The organism is Sphingomonas kyeonggiensis (assembly GCF_030812785.1).
GTDB lineage: Bacteria > Pseudomonadota > Alphaproteobacteria > Sphingomonadales > Sphingomonadaceae > Sphingomonas > Sphingomonas kyeonggiensis_B.
On the sequence record NZ_JAUSTJ010000002.1, the window covers coordinates 1,127,743 to 1,148,474 of the forward strand.

Consider the following 20,732-nt stretch of genomic DNA (forward strand, 5'->3'; position numbering starts at 1 on the left):
TCATCCACAGCTGTTACCGTTGTCACGGCAGGGCGCGCGGCAAATAGGCCGTGCGCCCGCTTGTCCCTTTGTGCGCGCTCCTCTAGGGTCCGCGCCGCTCCCAGTATCCGTAGTAACCAAAGGCTCCGATGACCGCTCCCCGATTCAAACGCATCCTCCTCAAACTCTCGGGCGAGGTCCTGATGGGGCAGGGGCAGTTCGGCATCGATCCGGACACCTGCGAGCGCGTCGCGCTCGAAGTGAAGGACGCCAAGGAAAGCGGCCTCGAGATCTGCATGGTCGTCGGCGGCGGCAACATCTTCCGTGGGCTGGCGGGTGCCGCCCAGGGTTTTGACCGCGCCTCGGCGGATTACATGGGCATGCTTGCTACCGTGATGAACGCGCTGGCGATGCAGAACGCGCTCGAGAAGATCGGTGTGGACACGCGCGTCCAGTCGGCGATTCCGATGGCCTCGGTGTGCGAGCCCTATATCCGCCGCCGCGCCGAGCGGCACATGGAGAAGGGCCGCGTCGTGCTGTTCGCGGCGGGCACCGGCCTGCCGTTCTTCACCACCGACACCACCGCGGCGCTGCGCGCGGCCGAGATGCAGTGCGACGCGCTGTTCAAGGGCACTTCGGTCGACGGCGTCTATGATGCCGATCCCAAGAAGGTGCCGACCGCAAAGCGTTACGATACGCTGGATTACAACCGCGTCCTCGCAGACGATCTGAAGGTGATGGACGCCTCCGCCGTGGCCCTTTGCCGCGACAACAACATCCCGATCGTCGTGTTCAACATCCGCGACGCGGGCAACCTGACCCGCGTGCTGCGCGGCGAGGGCACCTCGACGATCGTCCAGAACGAAACCCAATTCGCATAAGAAGGAGCCGATAATGGCCGCTTACGACAAGGCCGACCTCGAGCGCCGCATGAACGGCGCGGTGGAGTCGCTGAAGCATGACCTGCAGGGCCTGCGCACGGGCCGCGCGAGCACCACGCTCCTCGATCCGGTGACGGTCGAGGTGTACGGCGCGCACATGCCGATCGCCCAGGTGGCGACGGTCGCCGCGCCCGAGCCGCGCTTGCTCTCGGTGACGGTGTGGGACAAGTCCAATGTCGGTCCCGTCGAGAAGGCGATCCGCTCGGCCGGCCTCGGACTCAACCCGATCACCGACGGCCAGACGCTGCGCCTGCCGATCCCGGACCTGACCGAGGAGCGCCGCAAGGAGCTCGCCAAGCTCGCCAGCCAATATGCCGAAAAGGCCCGCATCGCCGCGCGCAACGTGCGCCGCGACGGCAATGACAGCCTGAAGACCGACGAGAAGAAGGGCGTCTATTCGGAAGACGAGCGCAAGCGCCACGAGACCGAGGTGCAGAAGCTCACCGACAGCACGATCGCCGAGATCGATGCGGCGGCGGCGGCCAAGGAAAAGGAAATCCTCGGCAAGTGAACCCGGCCCACGCCCTGTCTGTTGCTTGCCGGAATGACGTCAGTGGCGCTTTCGATGGCCGCTAAGCCCGCTCCCGCGTCGGAAGGCGCCGCGCCGCCGCGCCATGTCGCCATCATCATGGACGGCAATGGCCGCTGGGCGAAGAAGCGTCTGCTGCCGCGCATCGCCGGGCACAAGCAGGGCGTCGAGGCGGTGCGGCGGATCAGCCGCGCGGCGCGCAAGCTCGGGATCGAAGTTCTGACGCTCTACGCCTTCTCCTCGGAGAATTGGCGGCGGCCGGAAGAGGAGGTGCGGGACCTGATGGGCCTGCTCCGCCACTTCCTGGCGAGCGAGCTGGACGAGCTGGTCTCCGAGGGCGTGAAGCTGCGGATCATCGGCGCGTGGCGCAAGCTTTCGCCCGATCTGGTCGCGATGATCGACGGCGCGATCGCGCGCACCGCGAACAATCCGGGGCCGACCCTGGTGATCGCGCTCAACTATGGCGCCCAGGCCGAGCTGGCCGAGGCGGCGCGGGTGCTGGCGGAGAAGGCGAAGGCGGGCGAGATCGATCCTGCGGGCATCGACGAGAAAGCGTTCGAGGCGGCGCTCGACACCGGCGACTTGCCGCCGCTCGACCTGCTGATCCGCACCTCGGGCGAGCAGCGCCTGTCGAACTTCCTGCTGTGGCAGGCGGCCTATGCCGAGTTCCTGTTCACCGACACGCTGTGGCCGGACTTCGACGAGAAGGCGCTGGCCGATGCGCTCGACCAATATGGCCGCCGCCAGCGCCGCTTCGGGGGCCTGTGAGCAAGACCGGTTCCGAGCTCGCCACGAGGCTGGGCGTCGCCTTCGTTTTGATCGGCCTGGCCTTTGCCGCGCTCTATTCCGGCGGCGTGGGCTTCTGGATGGTGGTCAGCGTGATCGGCGTGCTGATGATGGGCGAATGGGCGATGCTCGCCGGCGCCAATCTGAAGGGCAAGCGGCTCGCCCAATATGCGATCTCGGTGCCGCTGGCGGCGATGCTGCCGGGACTGGCCCCCGAGCTGGGCAGTACGGGGCAGGAATTCCTCGCGCTCGGCCTGATCATCGGCGTGTTCTTCTTCCTGGCGATCGTGGCCAAGGGCGGGCAGCTCGCCCTGGGCGCCTTCTATGTCGGCCTGCCGGTGCTGGCGCTGGTGACGATCCGCGAGCAGCCGGTGCAGGGCATGCTGCTGACCTTCTGGGCGATGGCGCTGGTCTGGGCGTGCGACAGCGCCGCCTATTTCGCCGGACGCGCGATCGGCGGGCCGAAGCTCGCCCCGGCGATCAGCCCGAACAAGACCTGGGCGGGGTTCCTGGGCGGCGTGGCGGGGGCGACGCTGTTCGCCTTCGTGCTGGTCTGGCTGTTCGATCTGCCCGTGGCGCTGGCCTGGGCGACGCCGGTGCTCGCCGTGCTGGCGCAGCTCGGCGACCTGTTCGAGAGCCATCTGAAGCGCTGCGCCGGCGTCAAGGATTCGGGCAATCTGCTGCCCGGCCATGGCGGCGTGCTCGACCGGCTCGACGGGCTGGTCGCGAGCGCGCCGGTGGCCGCCTTGCTGGTGCTCTGGCTCGTCCGATGAAAAGCGTGACGATATTGGGCGCCACCGGATCGGTGGGCAGCTCGACGCTCGACCTGATCGAGCGCGAACCCGAGCGATTCGAAGTAGTTGCGCTCACCGCAAATTGCGATGTCGAGAAGCTGGCCGCAGCGGCGATCCGGACTAATGCGCGCCATGCCGTGGTCGCCGACGAGAGCTGCCTGCCGGCGTTGCGCGAGCGACTGGCGGGGACGGGGATCACCGCTGCCGGCGGTCCTCAGGCGGTGTGCGAGGCGGCGCGGATGGGCGCCGACTGGACGATGGCGGCGATCGTCGGCCTGGCCGGGCTCGGCTCGGCGATGGCGGCGGTGGAGCAGGGCGGCACGGTGGTGCTCGCCAACAAGGAGCCGCTGGTCTCGGCCGGCGACCTGGTAACCGCGGCGGCAGGACGTCACGGCGCCACGGTCCTGCCCGCCGATTCGGAACACAACGCGATCTACCAGTGCTTCGATTTCGAGCGTCCCGAAAGAGTACGCCGCATCATCCTCACCGCGAGCGGCGGCCCGTTCCGCGACTGGGACCTGGAAGCGATGCGCGGCGTGACGCCGGCCCAGGCCTGCGCACATCCCAACTGGTCGATGGGCGCCAAGATCTCGGTCGATTCGGCGACGATGATGAACAAGGGCCTCGAGCTGATCGAGGCGGCGCGGCTGTTTCCGGTGGCGAACGATGCGCTGGAGATTCTCGTGCATCGCCAGTCGGTTATCCACTCGATGGTGGAATATGTCGACGGTTCGGTGCTGGCCCAGATGGGCCCGTCCGACATGCGCGTGCCGATCGCCCATACGCTGGCCTGGCCCGACCGGATGGCGACGCCGATGCCGCCGCTCGACTTTGTGGCAATGGCAAGGCTGGACTTCGAGGCGCCCGATGCGGTGCGCTTCCCTGCATTGCGGCTGGCCCGCGAGGCGCTGGAGGCGGGCGGTGCCCGTCCGGCGATCCTCAATGCGGCCAATGAAGTGGCGGTGGCGGCCTTCCTTTCGGGCCGGCTCAACTTTCTTGAAATTGCCGCAATCTCTGCCGATACGCTTGACCGCTATGACCCGGTCGCTCCGGAAAGCCTCGAAGCCGTTTGGGCAATCGACGCCGAGGCTAGGCGGATCGCGGGCGAGCGTGTGAAGGACGGCGTCGCTTGATTCAAACTCCCGGCATCCTGGTCACCGTACTCGCCTTCGTGCTGGTGCTCGGGCCGCTCGTGTTCCTGCACGAGCTCGGCCATTACCTCGCCGGGCGCTGGTTCGGCGTGAAGGCCGAGGAATTCTCGATCGGCTTCGGCCGCGAGATCGCCGGTTTCACCGACAAGCGCGGCACCCGCTGGAAGTTCGGCTGGCTTCCGCTGGGCGGCTATGTCCGCTTCGCCGGCGACATGAACCCGGCCAGCCAGCCTTCGCCCGAATGGCTCTCGCTGCCTGCCAGGGAGCGGGCGCAGACCTTCCAGGCCAAGGCGCTGTGGCAGCGCGCCATCATCGTCGCCGCCGGCCCGATCATGAACTTCCTGGTCGCGATCGCGATCCTCAGCGCCTTCGCGGTCGGCTATGGCAAGGTCGTGACGCCACCGGTGATCGCCAGCGTCGCGCCGGGGAGCGCGGCCGAGCGCTCGGGCCTCAAGGCCGGGGACCGGATCGTTGCGCTGGACGGGCGGCAGGTCGAGGACTTCATCGATATCGGCAGGTTCGCCATGCTCCGCTCGGGCGAGACGGTGACGGTCGAATATCAGAGAGGCGGCCAGGCCCTGCAGACCAGCGCGACGATCGGCTCGCTGACCGAGAAGGACCGGTTCGGCAACATCACGCATCGCGGTGTGCTGGGCATCGGGCGCGGCGCATCTGAAATCAGGCCTGTGGCGCTCTGGGAAGCGCCGGGCGAGGGGATTTCGCAGACGATCGGAATCGTGTGGACCACGATCGAGGGGCTGCAGCGGATCATCCTGGGACGCATCCCGGTGACCGAGCTGGGCGGCCCCCTCAAGATCGCCAAGGTCTCGGGCGAGTTTCTCGCAATGGGACCGGTCCAATTGGTCTATCTGATCGCGCTGATCTCCATTAATCTGGGATTCATCAACCTGTTGCCAGTTCCGGTGCTGGATGGCGGCCATCTCCTGTTCTACGCAGTAGAAGCCGTCCGCCGCCGCCCGGTGGAGCCGCAGGTTATGGAGTGGGCGTACCGGGGCGGTTTGGTCGCAATTCTCGCGCTCATGCTGTTCGTTACGTTCAATGACCTCGGCACGTTCGGCGTGTGGAGAAATCTGGCCGGGTTGATCGGCTGATGTGGTTCGTGCAGGGCGGTGCAAGCCGCGTGGCTGACGGCCGGTATTTTGATTCCGACTGGGGTGGGATGGTGACTGCGATCAAGGCAACGAAAATCGGCGCGCGCGCCACGGCGACGACCCTTCTCGCGAGCACGATGCTCTCGGGCATGGCCGTCGCGCAGACCGCGCCCCAGACTGCTCCGGCGGCTACGCCCCCGGCCGCCCAGGCCGCGCCCGCTCCCGCGGTGCCGGTACCGGCGGCACGGACGATCAAGTCGATCCGCGTGCAGGGTTCGCAGCGCATCGAGCCGGAAACGGTGATGAGCTACACCCGCCTGCGCGTTGGTGACGCCTATACCAACGAGACCATCGACCAGGCGATCAAGGACCTGCTCGCCTCGGATCTGCTCGCCGACGTGACGATCGAAGGCGTAGAGACCGGCGACCTGGTGATCCGCATCCGCGAGAACCCGGTGATCAACCGCGTGATCTACGAGGGCAACAAGCGGCTCAAGGAAGACAAGATCAAGAAGGAAGTGAAGCTGGCGCCGCGCCAGATCTTCACCCGCACCGCGGTTCGCGCCGACGTGGCGCGCATTGTCGAGCTCTATCGCCGCCAAGGCCGCTTCGCCGCCGTGGTCGAGCCGAAGATGGTCAGCCTCGACCAGAACCGCGTCGACGTGATCTTCGAGGTCCATGAGGGCCCGAAGTCCAAGGTCCGCCAGATCAACATCATCGGCAACGAGGTGTTCTCGGACGGCAAGCTGCGCGGCGAGATGGCGACCAAGACCGCCAGCCTGATGCACCTGATGAGCTCGAACACGAGCTATGACCAGGACCGCCTGGCCTATGACCAGCAGAAGCTGCGCCAGTTCTACCTGACCAACGGCTATGCCGATTTCCGCGTGATCTCGGCCGTGGCCGAGCTGACTCCGGACAAGAAGGACTTCATCATCACCTACGTGGTGGAGGAAGGCCCGCGCTACAAGTTCGGTCCGGTCACCGTCGATAGCGCGATTCGCGACTTCGACGACAAGAAGCTCGCCGCCGCGCTGAGCATCAAGGAAGGCGACTGGTACAATGCGAAGGCCGTGGAAGACACGGTCGAGCAGCTGAGCGAGACCGCCGGCATCGCCGGCTACGCATTCGCCGATGTCCGCCCCGACTTCCAGCGCGACAAGGAATCGCTGACGATGGGGATGAATTTCCACATCGCCGAAGCGAACCGCACGTATATCGAGCGCATCGACATCACCGGCAACCGCCAGACCCAGGACAAGGTGATCCGCCGCGAGTTCCGCGTGGCCGAGGGCGATGCCTTCAACACTTTCCTGGTCAAGCGCTCGCAGGACCGCATCAACTCGCTGGGCTATTTCCAGGACAAGTTCGAGATCGAGCGTGCCGAGGGCTCGGCGCCGGACCGCATCGTGCTCAAGGCCAATGTCGAAGAGCGCGCGAACGGCGAACTGACGCTGTCGGCCGGCTTCTCGAGCCTCGAGCAGTTCATCCTTCAGGCGTCGATCCGCCAGCGCAACTTCCGCGGTATGGGCCAGACGGTCTCCGCTTCGGTCGACTATTCGAGCTATTCGAAGTCGGTCGAGCTGGGCTTCACCGAACCTTATCTGTTCGACAAGAACATCGCGCTGGGCGGAACGCTTTTCCGCCGCGACTATAACGCGTTCAACTATATCGGCTCGGATCGCTCGACCACCTACAGCCAGGTCTCGACCGGCTTCCAGGTCGTCGCCGGTGTGCCGTTGACCGAATACTGGACGCTGTCGGGCCGCTACTATCTCGCCCAGGACGATGTGACGCTCGACAAGACGAGCTTCTACACCGATGGCGTCTGCGATCCGCTCAAGGCCGGCCGTTATTATTGCGAGGCGGTGGGTAATCGCATCACCTCGCTGGTCGGCGTGACGCTGACCTATGACAGCCTCAACAGCCGCCTGCGTCCGTCGCGCGGTCAGCGGTTGTCGCTGAGCGGTGACTTCGCCGGCGTGGGCGGCGACGTGCGCTACCTGCGCGCGCGCTTCGATGGCGACAAGTACTGGAACGTCGGCAGCGGCTTCATCGCCTCGCTGTCGGTCGAGGGCGGCTATATCCACAGCCTGGAGAAGAGCCGCGGCGCGGGCATCGATCCGGTGCGCATCACCGACCGCTTCTACCTGGGCGAGCCGCAGTTCCGCGGCTTCGACATCCGCGGCGTCGGCCCGCGCGTCCAGCGCATCAACTATACGGGCGATCCCACCGCGGGCACCCAGCTGCTGGTCACCGACCGCGACCAGATCATCGACGACGCGATCGGCGGCAAGGCCTATTACCTGACCAAGGCCGAGCTCGAGATTCCGCTGGGCGCTGGTGCGGCCGAAATGGGCCTGCGTCCGTCGATCTTCGTCATGGCGGGCAGCCTGTTCAACATCACCCGTCCGGGCAAGACAATCGAGTTCGCGCAGGCGACGGACGCCAGCGGCAAGCTGCTGTTCAATCAGGACGGTTCGCCGACGCTGCTGCCCAAGGACAATTTCCTGAAGGACGGCTCGGGCAACCAACTCTACATCGTGAGTGCGTCCGACGCGACCTATTCGGGCTTCTACACGACCTGTAAGGTCGGTTACGCCGCCAGCGCGACCGCGCCGTGCGTCGGTACCTCGATCAACGCCATTGCCAATTCTCCGATCACGCCGTTTTACGAGCGCTATGTCGGCGACAGCCCGTCGCCGCGCCTGTCGATCGGCTTCGGCGTGAACTGGAATTCGCCCTTCGGCCCGCTGCGTATCGACGTGGCCAAGACGTTGCTCCACGCCAAGGGCGACGACACCAAGCTTGTAACCTTCAACGTAGGGACTCAATTCTGATGATTACCAAGAAGCGCATCTTCGCAGCGCTGCTCGCGGCACCCGCCGCGCTTGTCGTCGCGGCTCCCGCGCACGCACAGGTCAACGGCATCGCCACCGCCAGCCCGGTCCGCGTCATCGATGCCTCCAAGGCGTTCAATGCTGCCCAGCAGCAGATCCAGACGACCTACAAGACCGCGTTCGAGCAGATCAACGCCCGTCGCCAGGCTGCCCAGAAGGAAGCCGAGCCGCTTCTCGCCCAGCTCGACACCAACAAGGACAAGAAGGTCGATGACGCCGAGCTCAAGGCTGCCCAGGCTGCCAAGAACCCGGTGCTCGACAAGATCGCCGCGCTGCAGAACTCTGCGAACACCGACGTCCAGAAGCTGAGCAATCCGGCCGCCCGCGCCGAGCTGTTCGCGATCGAGTCGATCCTGCGCCAGTATGAGCCGGCCCAGCTGCGCGTCGTCACCGCCCGCAAGATCGGCGTGGTGCTGTCGCCGGAAGTGTTCATGTACGCGCCCGATTCGGCCGACATCAGCGACGCGATCACCGCCGAGCTCGACAAGGCGACGCCGACCGTGGGCATCCAGCCGCCAGCCGACTGGCAGCCGGCCCGTGAGACGCTGGCGCTGCAGCAGCAGCTGGCCCAGATCGAGCAGGTCCGCGCCTATCAGGCCGCTGCCCAGCAGCAGCGCGCTGCCGGTGCCGCTCCGGCTGCCGCGGCGCCTGCGCCTGCCGCTGCCGGCGCCAAGAAGCCTGCTGAGCCGCGGTGAGCGAGGAAGCAACGGCAGCCGTCGACATCGGTCCGCTTGACATCAAGCGGGTGATGGCGGCGCTGCCGCATCGTTACCCGATGCTGCTCGTCGATCGCGTCGAGGAGCTGGTCCCCGACCAGCGAATCGCCGCGATCAAGGCGGTCTCGATGAACGAGGAATTCTTTCAGGGGCATTTCCCCGGAAGGCCGATCATGCCCGGCGTCCTCCAGGTGGAGGCGCTGGCGCAGGCGGCGGGCGTGCTCGCGGTCGAGAGCCTTGGCCTCGCCGGATCGGGCAAGCTCGTCTATTTCATGTCGATAGACGGGGTGAAGTTCCGCAAGCCGGTCGAACCTGGCGTGCTGCTCCGCCTCGAGGTCGAGTTCATCCAGAAGCGGTCGCGCGTCTGCAAGTTTGCAGGCAAGGCGCTGCTGAACGGCGAAGTCGCCACCGAGTGCGAGTTCACCGCGATGATCGCGGATCCGCCCGCAGCCTGAGCGGCGATTGCAATTAAGTCAGACGCCGGCGGATGGGGTGACCCCGTCTTGCCGGCGTTCTGCTGTCCGGCGTCCGGCTAGTCCGATGGTCTCGGGTTCCGGTTTCTGGCACGCTCCGCCCGGCGTTCGGCGGCTTTCTCCTGCCGTTCGAGCCGGCGTGCCTCACGCAGATAGCGTATGCGTTCGGACCGTGTGAGTATCGGCGCACCACCAACCACGATCTCATCCATCGACACGTCCGCCGGTGCGACCTGCGCGGCGGGCGCTTCCTGTGCCGCGGCGGGGAACGTCGCGATGCTTGCGGCCAGCGCCGCCGCGGCGATCACCGCCTTCCCGGCCGGGCGACGATAGGAAACGCATAGCGCGCCCTGCGCGGTGGCTAGCGTGCGGAGCCGTTCCGCATCGCCGAGCGGATCGAGGTCGGTTACCCGCTTGCTGCATTCGCGGCAGAAATCGCCGTCCATCACCGTGTCCAGCCGGTCGGCGACGGGGCAGGGACGGGCGATCTTGGGAAAGCTGTCCACGACGTTGCTCCCGGTTGCGTCCTGTCAGCCTATATTGGGGCTTGGCCGTTGCCTAGCGGCTTCGTCTCTGCTAGGCGCGCGCCTCTTCTGCCGGTCGGAAACCGGTGGCTTTGCAAGGAATTCAACGTGAAGAAAGATACCCACCCCGACTACCACATGATCAAGGTGCAGATGACCGACGGCACCGTGTACGAGACCCGCTCCACCTGGGGCAAGGAAGGCGACACGATGACCCTCGACATCGACCCGCTGGCGCACCCGGCCTGGACCGGCGGTTCGCAGCGTCTCCTCGATCAGGGTGGCCAGGTCGCGCGCTTCAACAAGCGCTTCGGCGGCCTCAACCTCGGCAAGAAGTAAAATTCTGGTGGGCTTTCGGCGCATTACCTCGTTAACGCGCCGTTAGCCAGCCGAGGGTAGCTTGCCTGGCATGGCAAGCGCAGCACGAGCATTCGCAGCGGAATTCGAACCGGCCGAGGAACTGGGCCGGCGGCGTTCCATGCGTGCGCCGGTCTCGCTCGACGCGAAGATCGGCCGCGGCGGACTGGACCGCGCGCTCTGTAAGGTGGTGGACGTGTCGCTGCACGGCGCGCGAATCCAGACCTATTCCGAAGTCCGCGCCAATTCGATGATCTGGCTGGCGCTGCCCAATGTCGGGCATGTCGCGGCCCGCGTGGTCTGGTCGAACGATTTCGAGGCGGGCCTCGAGTTCCAGACCTCGCTTACTCGCGAAGCTTTCGAGACACTTACGGCATAACGATGGCACCACGCGCCGAAAGGAGGCGCGGGGCGATTGCGCTTGTGTTCAAACTAAGACATCTTTGGCCAACTTCACCTGCTGGGGAAACTGGTGATGCTCAAGGGTCTGCTGCTTTGCGCGGCGGCATGTGCCGCGCCCACGACGGTAATGGCTGGCGACAAGGACCTGCCGATCGTCCCGAACGTGAAGGCGATGCTCGCCGCCGATGGCGGTGTGCGTCCGGCGGCGCCCGGCCGCAAGGTCGCGGTTTCCCGGCCTGCGACCTTCGTTCCGATCGCCTATCGCGGCCTCGAACGTCCCGATCTTACCACCGCAACTGTTTCGCAGCCCCCGGTGCGGCTGCAGTCCGGCACGTCGGTCGCCGAGATGAAGGCCGCGCGGGACTGGCATCTCGCGGTGGTGGAGAACAGCGAGAATGCCACCAGCGCGCGTGGGGGTAGCTGGGCGGTGTACGATACGCTTTCCGACCATAGAAAGCCGCGTTTTCGCCGTTCGGCGTTGAGTACCATGCTGGTTCTCAAGATCGACGGGAAGTCGGACACCTCGCCGGTCAGCGTAGGCGGGGGCGGGGTCGCTTCCGCACTGTGGAAGGCGATGCCGGGGGACTGATCCCCCGGACACCTGTTCAGCCAAGCCAGTCGATCCAGTTGCCATAGGCGTGGCAGGTCGCGAGCCTGCGCGTCTCGCCGCTCGGCCAGCAGGTGAGCGTCAGGTGCACCTCGCTGCGCGTCGGCGTCCATTCGAAGCCGATCCAGGCCAGCGGACGCTCGGCCGTGGCCCGTGCGCCAGCGCCGTGGATCGCGCGCAGCACCGTGCCGCGATCCTCGCCGCTCAGATATTGCAGCACCATCGAGTGGAAGACGACGCGGCAGCGGCCAGAATCCTGCGGCTCGGCCAGGCGCTCGACGAGCCAGGAGGCGGCGTCCTGCCGGTCGATCCGCGGCGGATGGCACAGCGCCAGGTCGAGCGCACGCTCGAGCCGGCGGGCGCGGCCGGGCTGGTCGGCCCAGACATAGGAGAGCAGCCGCTCGCGCGTCGCCGCATCGCCGGCATCGAGCGGGTTGAGGTCGACGCCACGCGCCGCCGCCACCTCGATCGGAGCGGGGAAGGGCGCGGGGCCCGTCCACAAGGGCACGACGTGCACCGGCGACTCCATGTCGCCCGCCAGCACGCCGCCCAGGTCATAGCCATAGCGCGCTAGATTGAGGTTGAGCCCGCAGCTCGAGCCCAGCTCGAGCAGCTCGAAGGGCAGGTCGAACTTGCGGCGCACCACCATCAGCGCGGCACCGATCGCGGCGGCGCGGCCGACTTCGTTGGTCTGCGGCGTATCCTGCATCCAATGGGCGATGAAATCGTCCGAGGCGGCGAGGGCAGCGCCGATCGCGCCATCATAATCGTCATGCTCGCGGGCATAGAGCGCGCGCAGGGCGGCAGGCTCGCCCCGCCGCGCCAGCGCGTGCAACGCGGCGTTGAAGCGCATCGCGAGCGCCGAGGCGGAAGGATCACGCGGCCAGCCGGCGATCAGCGCGGAGGTGCGCGGCGCCAGGAAGAGCTGGCGATGCCCGGCCTCGAGCACCGATGCGACAAAGGGCGAGCCGAGCCGCCGTGCGACCCGGGCCTGGCGGTGGAGCTCCCCCGCGGCGGCATTGGGCACCATCATGTTCATTCTGTTTTCCTTGCCGCCCCTGAAAGGAGCGGAGACATGCAGGTACGAAAGGGTCCGGCCCGGCGGCATGACGCCTCCGGGCCGGTGGTCTTCAGAAGGACTGCCAGTCGTCGAGCGCAGCGCCGTTGGTCGGCCGGACCAGCGCCGGGATCGCCGCGGCCGGCAGCGGCCGGGCCGCGATGTCGAACCCGCCACGCGCCGGCTTGCGGCCGCCGCCATGGCCGGCTCCGCCGACGTTGAAGCGACGGGCCTGCTCGGAGAGCGTGGTCACTTCGCTGGCGAGGTGACGCGCCGCCGCCGAGGTTTCCTCGACCATCGCCGCATTCTGCTGGGTCGACTGGTCCATCGCGCCGATCGCCGTGCTGACCTCGCTGATCGCGGTGGCCTGGGCCTGGTTGTCGGTCGCCATCTCGCCGAGCAGCGAGTGGACCTCGCCGACGCCGGTCGAGATGTCGGCGAGGGCGCCATCGACCTTCTGCACTGCCTCGACCGCCGACACGATGTCGGTCTGGGTCGCGGTCAGCTGGTCGCGGGCACGGCCGGCCTCTTCCTCGGCACGCATCGCCAGAGCCGAAACCAGGTCGGCGACGACTGCGAAGCCACGGCCCGCCTCGCCGGCACGGCCGGCCTCGACCGCCGCGTTCATCGCGAGAACGCGCGTCTGGAAGGCGATCTTGTCGAGCCCTTCGATGACGCTGTCGATGCCCTTGGCGCTGTCGCTGACCCGGTTCATCGCCTGCATCGCCTCGTCCGCGGTCTCGCGGCCATTGGTGACCGTGGCGATCGTCTCGTCGGCGCGCGAGACGGTGCGGTTGGCCGCATCGGCGGTCGCGCGCAGGCGGCCGTTCATCTGGGTCACCGCGGCAGCCGTCTCCTCGAGGCTGGCGGCATTGGCTTCGGTGCGGCGGGCGAGATCTTCCGAGGCCTGGGCGATCTCGTTCGAGCCGGTGTTGATCGACTGGGTCGATTCCATCACCGAGGCGATCAGGCTGCGCAGTTCGCCCACGGCGGCGTTGAAGTTGGTCTTTACCGCTTCATAGTCGCCCGGGAAGGCCTGGGTGATCTCGGCGGTGAGATTGCCGCCGGCGAGCTCGGAGAGATGCGCCGAGACGGTCTCGACGACCATCTTCTGCTCGGCTTCCGCCTTGGCATTGGCGGCGTCGGACGCCTGCTTGGCGACCGCCGCGTCGCGGAACACCAGCACGGCGCGGGCCATGTCGCCCAGCTCGTCGCCGCGATCCGTGTCCGGCACCGCGATATCGTTCCGGCCGGCGGCGAGATCCGCCATCGTCCGGGTGAGGCCCGAGACCGGGGCCGCGATCAGCCGGGTGAGCATCACCGCGAGCGTGACGGCGATGCCGATCAGCGCGAGCGCGCCGAGGGCGAGGACCCACAGCGCCGTGCCGATCGCGGATTCCTGGCTCGCGCCGTTCTTCTCGATCAGCGCATTCTGCGCATCCTTGATGTCGCGCAGCGGCAGCACGGCGGCACTGGTCAGCACGGCCTTGCCGGCGGCGCGCACGTCCGCCTCGGCCGCATCACGCTGGCCGGACTTGACCTTGGCGATCAGGCGATCGCTCCAGTCCTTGCGCCACTTGAGCGTCTCTTCGCGCGACTTGAGCAGCGCGTCGAGCAGCTTGGGCTCGCCCTTCAGCAGCCCCTCAAGCTCTGCCGAGGTCTTGTCATAGTCCTCGCGGCCCTCGTTGTACGACTTGAGATAGGTCTCGTCGCCGGTGACCAGGAAGCCGCGCATCTGGCTGTTCTGGCGCAGCAGCGCGGTCTCCAGCGTCAGCGTCTTGGCGTGGATCGACTGGCTGAGATTGTTCGCGTCGGTCGAGCCGCGAATCGACGAGATGCTGGAGTAGAACACCAGCATCACGACAGCCGCCGTCGCGCAGATCGTCAGGAACGAAAGCCCCAGCTTCCTGGGTATCTTCATGGCCTTCAGCATATATTCCTAGCCTTTCCAGGTGGCGGCTCTTGCGACCGCAGGTGTCGCCACCCTCAAAGGGGGCCTTCCGATACGGATCGGGACCCGGGCTGCGCCCCCTCGCGCCGCCCGGGTCCCTTTCCCCATCAGAAGTCGAAGCGGACCGCCGCCGAGATGGTGCGGCCGTTGAGCACATGGGCCCGGGCCACACCCACCGCCGGGATCACCGCGTCGTCGATCGCAGTGATCGCGATGACGTCGAAGAGATTGGCGGCGTTGAGCGACAGCGTGACCTTGTCGAGCGGACGGAATTGCACGAACGCGTTGGTCGTCGTGTAGCCCGGCACCTTCAGCGTGTTCGCGGCGGTGGCCCAGCTGCCGGTGGTCCCGATGACGACCGCGCCGACGCTGAACTTGTCGGTCGTGATCTGCGGGGTCACCTGGTAGATCAGCTTCGCCTGGTGCTGCGGCGTGTTGCCGCTGTTTGCCGGGGTGAACACGTCGTTCGTGATCTCCGCATCGGTGTAGGTCGCACCCGCGGTCAGGCTGAAGATGCCCATGCGGTAGCTGCCCTCGAACTCGGCGCCGATCGCCTTGTAGTCGCGCAGCAGCGGCAGGCCGGTGGTCGAGTCGAGGTTGCTGTCCTCGGCCTTGGCCCAGAAGCCGGTGAGGTTCAGCGTCAGGTTCTCGTTGCGGTACTTAACGCCCGCCTCGGCCTGGTGCACGACGTCGACCGCATTGTCCTTGTCGACCATCTTGCCGGTGTTCGGGTTGACCAGCGGGCTGAACTGGATGCGGTCGCCATTGGCACGGCCGCCGCGGCTATAGCGCGCGAAGACCGCGAGCGGCTCGGCGATGCGCCAGTTGATGCCGGCCGAGTAGCTCAGATAGCCATAGGTGTAGTCGACCACGCCGGGGGTGGCGGGGGTGATCGCCACGGCCATTTCCGGAACCGAGATCACGCCGTCGCCATTGACGTCGCGCGGGGCGACGCCGACGCGGCCACCGCCCAGGTCGGCACCGAACACCGTGCCTTCGGCCTTGCCGAAGTCATAGCGGATCGAGCCGCCGATCGCGACGCCGCCGATCTTGAGGTTGACCGAGGCGAAGGGCGCGTTGGTGGTGTAGCCGAGCTTGTAGCCGCGGCGGAACTGGCCCGGGGTCGGCGCGCCATAGCGCAGCGTGCCGTCCTGGGTGACCTTCACGCCGCCGGCGGTGGCGACGTCGAGCAGCTGGGCATCGCCATTGTCCGAGATGCCGCTGAGCACGGTCGCCCAGTTCCAGTCGGAGTCGATGTTCTGGTGCGAGCTGTAGAGGCCGACCGTGGTGGTCAGGTCGTTGCCGCCGAGCTTCCACACCTTGCTGGCGCGGATGTCGTTGGTGACGTTGCTCAGGTCGTTCAGGTCGGTGTCGGCGAGCATCATCAGCGCGCCCAGGCCGTTGCCGTTGAGCGTCGACGGGCTGGTGATCACCGAGCCGGTGTTCGGGCCGCTGGCATAGCGCAGCGTGCCGCCCGGGGCGCCGAACGCCGCCGGCATCGCGGCCGCGGGCACGAACTGGGTGTAGTAGATGCCCATATAGTGGTTGGACATGTTCGAGTAGCGGAACTTCTCGGTCACGTCCCAGCCGGCGATGTCGAACTTGGCCTCGAGGCCGACCGACTTCTGGATCGGGTGCTGGCCGGCGGTCACGTCGTCGCGCACCGGCTGGTTGTTGCCGTCCAGGGTCAGCTGGGTCTGGTAGAACTTCGAGAACAGCGAGTCGTGACGCACGTCATAGCCCGCGATGTTCTTGTACTTCGGATCGGCGTTGGTGCCGCTCACCGCGATCGGGGTGATGTCGTACGCGGGCGTACGGTCATCCAGATACTTGGCGTAGAAGCGGATATAACCGCCGTCGAACTCCTTGGTGACGTTCAGCTTGATCTGGCCGCCGCGGGTCGAGGTGAAGCCGGTCGCGCGCGGGCCTTCGCCGTCGCGATAGAAGCCGCCGACATGGAAGCGCAGCGTCGGGGTGATTTTCGCGCCATAGTCGAAGTCGATGCGGCGCATGCCATAGTCGAGGCCGGCCGAGAGCTGGACCGAGCCGCCTTCGACGTCGCCGGTCTTCGAGATGAAGTTGACGATGCCGCCGGGCGAGTTCGACGCGAAGGTCGAGGCCGAGCCGCCGCGGATCGCTTCCACCGCGGCCAGGTTCAGGTCGGCGCGCAGGAAGGTGTCGGCGGTCGCGAAGGCGATGTCGCCGAATTCGAGCACGGGCAGGCCGTCTTCCTGCAGCTGCAGGAACTTGGCGCCGGTCGAGGCGATCGGCAGGCCGCGGATGGTGATGTTGGCGCTGCCTTCACCGGTCGATGCTTCCGAGCGGATGCCGGGGATGTCGCGCAGGATTTCGGAGATCGAGCGGGCGCCGATCTTGTCGATCTCGCTGGCGCGCAGGGCGCTGGTCGAGGTGGCGCTGTCGAGGCGGTCGCGGCCCTTGGCGACGCCGGTCGAGAAGACCTCCTCGGTCTTCTTGGCGGCCGGGGCGTTCTGCTTCTCGCCCTCGGGCTTGGCGTCCTTGCCGGCGACGACCGGGGCGGCCGGCGTGGTTTCCGACGCCATGGCCGGAGCGACCAGCGCGAACGGGGCGACGGTGATCAACAGGAAATGCTTCTTCATGTTATGCTTTACCCACCTTGAAATGGTGACCCGGACGGGTCGTGCTCCCTGGAATCTCGTATGTTCTGCTGCTTCGGCCCGGCCGGGCGTGGCGCGGGCGAAGCGGAAACCGATGCGGAAGGAGGCCTGCCGGGCGGTGCGGACGCGCTGGGCGCGCAAGGAGGCTGCCCGGCGCGACGGGCGTCACGCTGGCTTAGGCCTGTTGCGATGCCGGATTGCGTTCGCGCGGAGCGGTTCCCCCAAGCTCCTCGCGTCGACATGGCGAAACGGCGCGCTACGCCGTCGCTGCCTGTCCCTGGAATATAGCGCTGCCCTCGCCGGACAGCTGCGCCTGGCCTTGCTCCTTCCCCCTCATGTGGCCGGAGGGCCACGCGGTTAATATAGCCGGGCGTGTCTGCGAGGTGTCGAAACTACGTAAAATAAATATTCTGCGCAGAATCTGTATATCTCTGAGAAGCAACGGGTTCTTCGGGAGGCAGCCGCGCGGTGTCGCAAATTCGGCATGCATTGTTGCATGACGGACACATGTCCGCGCTCCGGGCGGGTGGTGGCGGAGGCGCTGGGAGATGTGGTGGAGCGTAGCGGGGAAGGGTTCGAACCCGGGCCGGGTTCGCGAGACCGAACGGCCGCCCGAGCTTATGCGAGGTTCCAAGACAAGGGCTGGCGGAGAGGGTGGCAGTGAGGAACATAGGATAAACCCCCGCTATCATTCGATTATTCAGGCCCTAGGTTGAAGGATGCCCCCACCGATGCCCCTCCCCGTGGGGCGGCGGGACAGCAATTTTCTTAGTCGGCGATCGGCTGAGCGGCCTTCCACGCCTCAATTTCGCTCTCGAACCAGCCCACCCGACGCTTTCCGAGGCGCCGGCGCTGCGGGAACGTTCCCGCCTGGATGTGACGGTAGATGGTCGCGCGGTGGTACGAGGTCTCTCTACAAACCTCCTTCATGCTGAGGAGGCGGCCATGGGGCCGTTCCGCGGTCGGTTCGCTCGGCACCTGGTTCATTGTGGCACTCGCTAGACGGTGGTCGGTGAAGGAGGGCGAGCGCCGATCAGAGCGTCTGGAGCCCCTTTGAAGGCCTACGCCCATTGTGAGACCCTCGAAGAGATTGCCCTGGTCGTGTGGTCGCACCCGATGTCGCGGCGGACGCCGCACCGTGGGCAGGGATCGCGATCGACGCGCATCGTGGCCTCCTGGGCGATCGTCAGCACCGGCCCTCGTGTCACCTCGATCGTCGGCTTTTCCCGCTGCGGCCGCGCCGGCACCTGGCGGCCCTCGAGCAGCGCAGTCACGCGCTCGAGTGTGGACCGGCTCGGGCGCTGCGCGCGTTCGAGCTGAGCCACGAAGGAAGATGGCTGCCCCGTCAGTGGCGCGCAGAGCGTGTGTAGCGGGACGCCTTTCTCGCAGGCGATCCGACGAAGGCGGCGAACCAGGTCGGCGCCAGTCGTCTCAGGTGCCTTGTTGGGTACACCCTTGATTTCTTCTGTTGCGCGGCCGGTGGCCACGATGGTCACCCGGCGGGCACGGTTGAAGCGGTCGACCCGGATCAAGCCCTTCTGTTCGATTCCCCGAAGGATATAGGTCGCGTCGCTGGCTGAGCCCTCGAAGGTCTGCGCGATCGCCGCATTGGTCGGGCAGGGACGCCCATCATTGGCGGCTTCCTCGAGAAGTCGGTAGACCATCGTCTCGCGGGGAGAGAGGCTCGAGGCGCTCATGCAATCCCCTCCAATTCGTCGGGTCCGGCCTTCGCAGCCTGCGATTTGAAGCTGAGCGCGGGGTGCACCCAATCCTTTGGCGAGGCGGCGCCGGGCAGCATCTCGGCGGAGTCGCCGGCAAACAGGCGGGCCATATAGTCGGTGAGCGCGCCTGCCCGGAGCTTGGCCCAGGTCGCGGTGCCTGCCATCGAGATGAAGGGCACGGCGATCTCAAGGCAATGATCCTTCGAGAACGCGCGGAAGAAGCTGGCGGTCGGCGTGAACACGCGGCTGGCGCGCAGCTCGCGGTCGGCACCGATCCCGGTGTCGAGCGCGACGTGATCATGCATCGGGATTTCGTAACCGGGCAGGTCGAGCGATCGCTCGAGAGCGAAGCCGGCGAGCACCGCGGCTGCGAAGTTCTTCTCCCGGTCGGGAAGGTCCTGAAACGCGGCGAAGGCCTTAGGGAGATCGGCCTCGGTGAAGCAGGGCATGGTCGCGATGGCACGAAGCATCCCGGCGAAGCCGTTCCCTTCGACTTCGTCGATCATTGCGCGGCCGGGCTCGTCATCCCTGTCGGGGCGCGCCAAGGGCACCATTCCGACGGCGGCGCTGCCATCGCTGGTCAGCGCCATGCGCAGCTGCGACCATAGGAAGTAATCGCGGCCTACCGAGCCGCCGGCCTGGGCATCTTCGCCGAGGAGCGCGCGGAGCATCGCGCGGCGGAGCGAGCGCATGGTCTGAACGCCATCCTGGGTCAGGCCGAAGGTCGCCTTTGCCTGACTGTCGGCCTGTCCTCTTGCGACGAAGGGTTCGCCGATCGGCGGCTTCAACGCGGCGCCGGGCTTAAGCGGGCGGGCGGGCTTGGCGTCAGGCGCCGGGCGTTGCGCCGGCACGGCTTTTGGTTCGGGTCGGGTCGCTTCGGCCTTCGCCTTCTTGCTCGTCCACCAGAACGCCGGCTCGGCTCGGCCGCTGTCATTGATGCTGATCGTGGCGACGATATCGCCGTCTGGCAGGGGGATCGGACGCCGGGCTTCCACCTCGGCAATCTGCAGTTCGATCTCCGCGTCGATTGCGTCGAGGGCGGCGACCTGAGCCTCAGTGCCCGGCAGCTGGCGGCCGTCGGCGCCGACATAGGCGCGGCCGCGCTCGACCAAGTCGTCCTCGTCCCTGCGCAGCGAGGCGAGGCGGAGATCATCTTCGGGGCAGAGCGGGCCCAGCGGAGGTTTGATCTCCAGGCTATGGTCGGCCATGTCGAAGTCGTTCTTCGGCGGCTCGGCCTGAAAGCGCAGCTGCGGGCGGCTGGTCTGGCGGCGGATCTGGCCCCGAAGTTCGTCCAGCTTCGCGCCGGCGAGCTCGCGAAGCAGGCCCTCATGGGTGATGATCCCCCGCTGCTCGCCGTCATCGGCGAATAGATCGAGCTCGAAGCCGCCGTTCTTCGCGCGATAGGCCTGGTCACCAACGAATTTCAGGAGGCGGCCGAGCTCCTGGTCACCGACCTTGAGCAACTGGCGGACCAGGTCGGCGGTGCGCTTGTGCATGGGCTGCTGCTGGAAGGCCTTGAACGCCTCCAGCTGCGCCTTCTCGTCGGTGCTGACGGCGAACGCCTTAGCGCACTGCAGCGTCAGAGAACCATCGGTATAGGAATCGAAGATCGGCTTCGGAAGACCGCCGATCCGGACGGCGCGGCGGATCCAGTCGATGTCGCGGGTGTAGAGGCCGGCCAGCTGCTCGAGCGTCTTCCCCTTGCGGTGTGAGGCGGCGACCGCGGCATAGAGCTCATAATCGTAGAGATCCTCGCGCTCCACATTCTCCACCACCGACAGAGCGATCAGCTCGGCCTCGGACTGGACGTCGCGCACCGCCACGTCGATCGGGTGATCGATCGGAAGCAACCCTTGCTTGATCGCCCAGGTGAAACCCTTCAACCGGCGCTTGCCGGCGAAGACGCCCCACTTGGCCTTGTTGCCGCGCATCGGGTGCACGACCAGGGGCATCAACTGTCCGTTCGCAGCGAGCGATCGGCCCATCGATTCGATCTTGGCAGGGGTGAGCGGGCGGTTGTCGCGGCGCGCGTTCCAGGGGGAAACCTCTAGTTGCGCGATAGTCATTGTACTAGTCGGCATGGGCGTGTTCCTCGG

General features: G+C 66.8%; 19 protein-coding genes. 12 read left to right on the plus strand and 7 right to left on the minus strand.

The genetic code is table 11. From position 1 onward, the window contains the following. Positions 1-128: 128 nt before the first annotated feature. From pyrH to fabZ, 9 genes are all read left to right on the plus strand, one after another. Positions 129-860, plus strand: coding sequence for a UMP kinase (gene pyrH, locus J2W22_RS14860; protein ID WP_307119013.1), 732 nt, complete (start codon positions 129-131; stop codon positions 858-860). A gap of 13 nt (positions 861-873) precedes the next feature. Beyond that, positions 874-1,431 carry a ribosome recycling factor gene (gene frr / locus J2W22_RS14865; RefSeq protein WP_307119014.1) on the plus strand — a complete coding sequence of 186 codons (558 nt, stop codon included), beginning with the start codon at positions 874-876 and terminating at the stop codon, positions 1,429-1,431. 54 nt (positions 1,432-1,485) lie between these two features. Then, positions 1,486-2,217 (plus strand): isoprenyl transferase, encoded by a 732-nt coding sequence (locus J2W22_RS14870; protein ID WP_307119015.1) that lies wholly within the window; start codon positions 1,486-1,488, stop codon positions 2,215-2,217. Further along, positions 2,214-3,008 carry a phosphatidate cytidylyltransferase gene (locus J2W22_RS14875; RefSeq protein WP_307119016.1) on the plus strand — a complete coding sequence of 265 codons (795 nt, stop codon included), beginning with the start codon at positions 2,214-2,216 and terminating at the stop codon, positions 3,006-3,008. The genes J2W22_RS14870 and J2W22_RS14875 overlap by 4 nt, the downstream gene beginning before the upstream one ends. After that, positions 3,005-4,162 carry a 1-deoxy-D-xylulose-5-phosphate reductoisomerase gene (gene dxr / locus J2W22_RS14880; protein ID WP_307119017.1) on the plus strand — a complete coding sequence of 386 codons (1,158 nt, stop codon included), beginning with the start codon at positions 3,005-3,007 and terminating at the stop codon, positions 4,160-4,162. The genes J2W22_RS14875 and dxr overlap by 4 nt, the downstream gene beginning before the upstream one ends. Continuing rightward, positions 4,159-5,292, plus strand: coding sequence for a M50 family metallopeptidase (locus tag J2W22_RS14885; protein ID WP_307119018.1), 1,134 nt, complete (start codon positions 4,159-4,161; stop codon positions 5,290-5,292). The genes dxr and J2W22_RS14885 overlap by 4 nt, the downstream gene beginning before the upstream one ends. A 68-nt stretch (positions 5,293-5,360) precedes the next feature. Continuing rightward, a complete protein-coding gene (gene bamA / locus J2W22_RS14890; RefSeq protein ID WP_307119019.1) occupies positions 5,361-8,132 on the plus strand; it encodes an outer membrane protein assembly factor BamA in 2,772 nt (923 codons plus the stop codon). Continuing rightward, a complete protein-coding gene (locus J2W22_RS14895; protein ID WP_307119020.1) occupies positions 8,132-8,887 on the plus strand; it encodes an OmpH family outer membrane protein in 756 nt (251 codons plus the stop codon). Before bamA ends, J2W22_RS14895 begins: the two co-directional genes overlap by 1 nt. Then, positions 8,884-9,363: a 3-hydroxyacyl-ACP dehydratase FabZ gene (gene fabZ, locus J2W22_RS14900; protein ID WP_307119021.1), complete on the plus strand. Its 480-nt coding sequence runs from the start codon at positions 8,884-8,886 to the stop codon at positions 9,361-9,363. Before J2W22_RS14895 ends, fabZ begins: the two co-directional genes overlap by 4 nt. A 77-nt stretch (positions 9,364-9,440) precedes the next feature. Here fabZ and J2W22_RS14905 read toward each other — a convergent pair whose 3' ends face one another. Continuing rightward, the gene (locus tag J2W22_RS14905) at positions 9,441-9,887 is read right to left on the minus strand and encodes a hypothetical protein (protein WP_307119022.1); all 447 of its coding nucleotides are present in this window, start codon (positions 9,885-9,887) and stop codon (positions 9,441-9,443) included. A 126-nt stretch (positions 9,888-10,013) separates the two neighbouring features. Between J2W22_RS14905 and rpmE the strand changes: the two genes are divergently transcribed. The 3 genes from rpmE (at position 10,014) to J2W22_RS14920 (ending at position 11,253) form a co-directional block, all read left to right on the plus strand. Beyond that, positions 10,014-10,244, plus strand: a complete 231-nt coding sequence (rpmE, locus tag J2W22_RS14910; protein ID WP_086130097.1) for a 50S ribosomal protein L31 — start codon at positions 10,014-10,016, stop codon at positions 10,242-10,244. Positions 10,245-10,383: 139 nt separating this feature from the next. After that, entirely contained in the window at positions 10,384-10,641 is a 258-nt protein-coding gene (locus J2W22_RS14915; RefSeq protein WP_307119023.1) for a PilZ domain-containing protein, read from the plus strand. A 93-nt stretch (positions 10,642-10,734) separates the two neighbouring features. Continuing rightward, positions 10,735-11,253: a hypothetical protein gene (locus J2W22_RS14920; protein ID WP_307119024.1), complete on the plus strand. Its 519-nt coding sequence runs from the start codon at positions 10,735-10,737 to the stop codon at positions 11,251-11,253. A gap of 16 nt (positions 11,254-11,269) precedes the next feature. Here the strand turns inward: J2W22_RS14920 and J2W22_RS14925 are convergent, their stop codons facing one another. The 6 genes from J2W22_RS14925 to J2W22_RS14950 all read right to left on the minus strand — a co-directional run bounded on the left by J2W22_RS14925 (position 11,270) and on the right by J2W22_RS14950 (position 20,717). Continuing rightward, the gene (locus J2W22_RS14925; RefSeq protein ID WP_307119025.1) at positions 11,270-12,310 is read right to left on the minus strand and encodes a DUF2332 domain-containing protein; all 1,041 of its coding nucleotides are present in this window, start codon (positions 12,308-12,310) and stop codon (positions 11,270-11,272) included. Between the two features lie 91 nt (positions 12,311-12,401). Beyond that, entirely contained in the window at positions 12,402-14,249 is a 1,848-nt protein-coding gene (locus J2W22_RS14930; RefSeq protein ID WP_307119026.1) for a methyl-accepting chemotaxis protein, read from the minus strand. Positions 14,250-14,386: 137 nt separating this feature from the next. Beyond that, positions 14,387-16,897, minus strand: a complete 2,511-nt coding sequence (locus J2W22_RS14935; RefSeq protein ID WP_307119027.1) for a TonB-dependent receptor domain-containing protein — start codon at positions 16,895-16,897, stop codon at positions 14,387-14,389. A 786-nt stretch (positions 16,898-17,683) separates the two neighbouring features. Beyond that, positions 17,684-17,902 (minus strand): helix-turn-helix transcriptional regulator, encoded by a 219-nt coding sequence (locus J2W22_RS14940; RefSeq protein WP_307119028.1) that lies wholly within the window; start codon positions 17,900-17,902, stop codon positions 17,684-17,686. A 74-nt stretch (positions 17,903-17,976) separates the two neighbouring features. Then, a complete protein-coding gene (locus J2W22_RS14945; RefSeq protein WP_307119029.1) occupies positions 17,977-18,612 on the minus strand; it encodes a hypothetical protein in 636 nt (211 codons plus the stop codon). Beyond that, positions 18,609-20,717, minus strand: coding sequence for a ParB/RepB/Spo0J family partition protein (locus J2W22_RS14950; protein ID WP_307119030.1), 2,109 nt, complete (start codon positions 20,715-20,717; stop codon positions 18,609-18,611). Before J2W22_RS14950 ends, J2W22_RS14945 begins: the two co-directional genes overlap by 4 nt. Positions 20,718-20,732 lie beyond the last annotated feature (15 nt).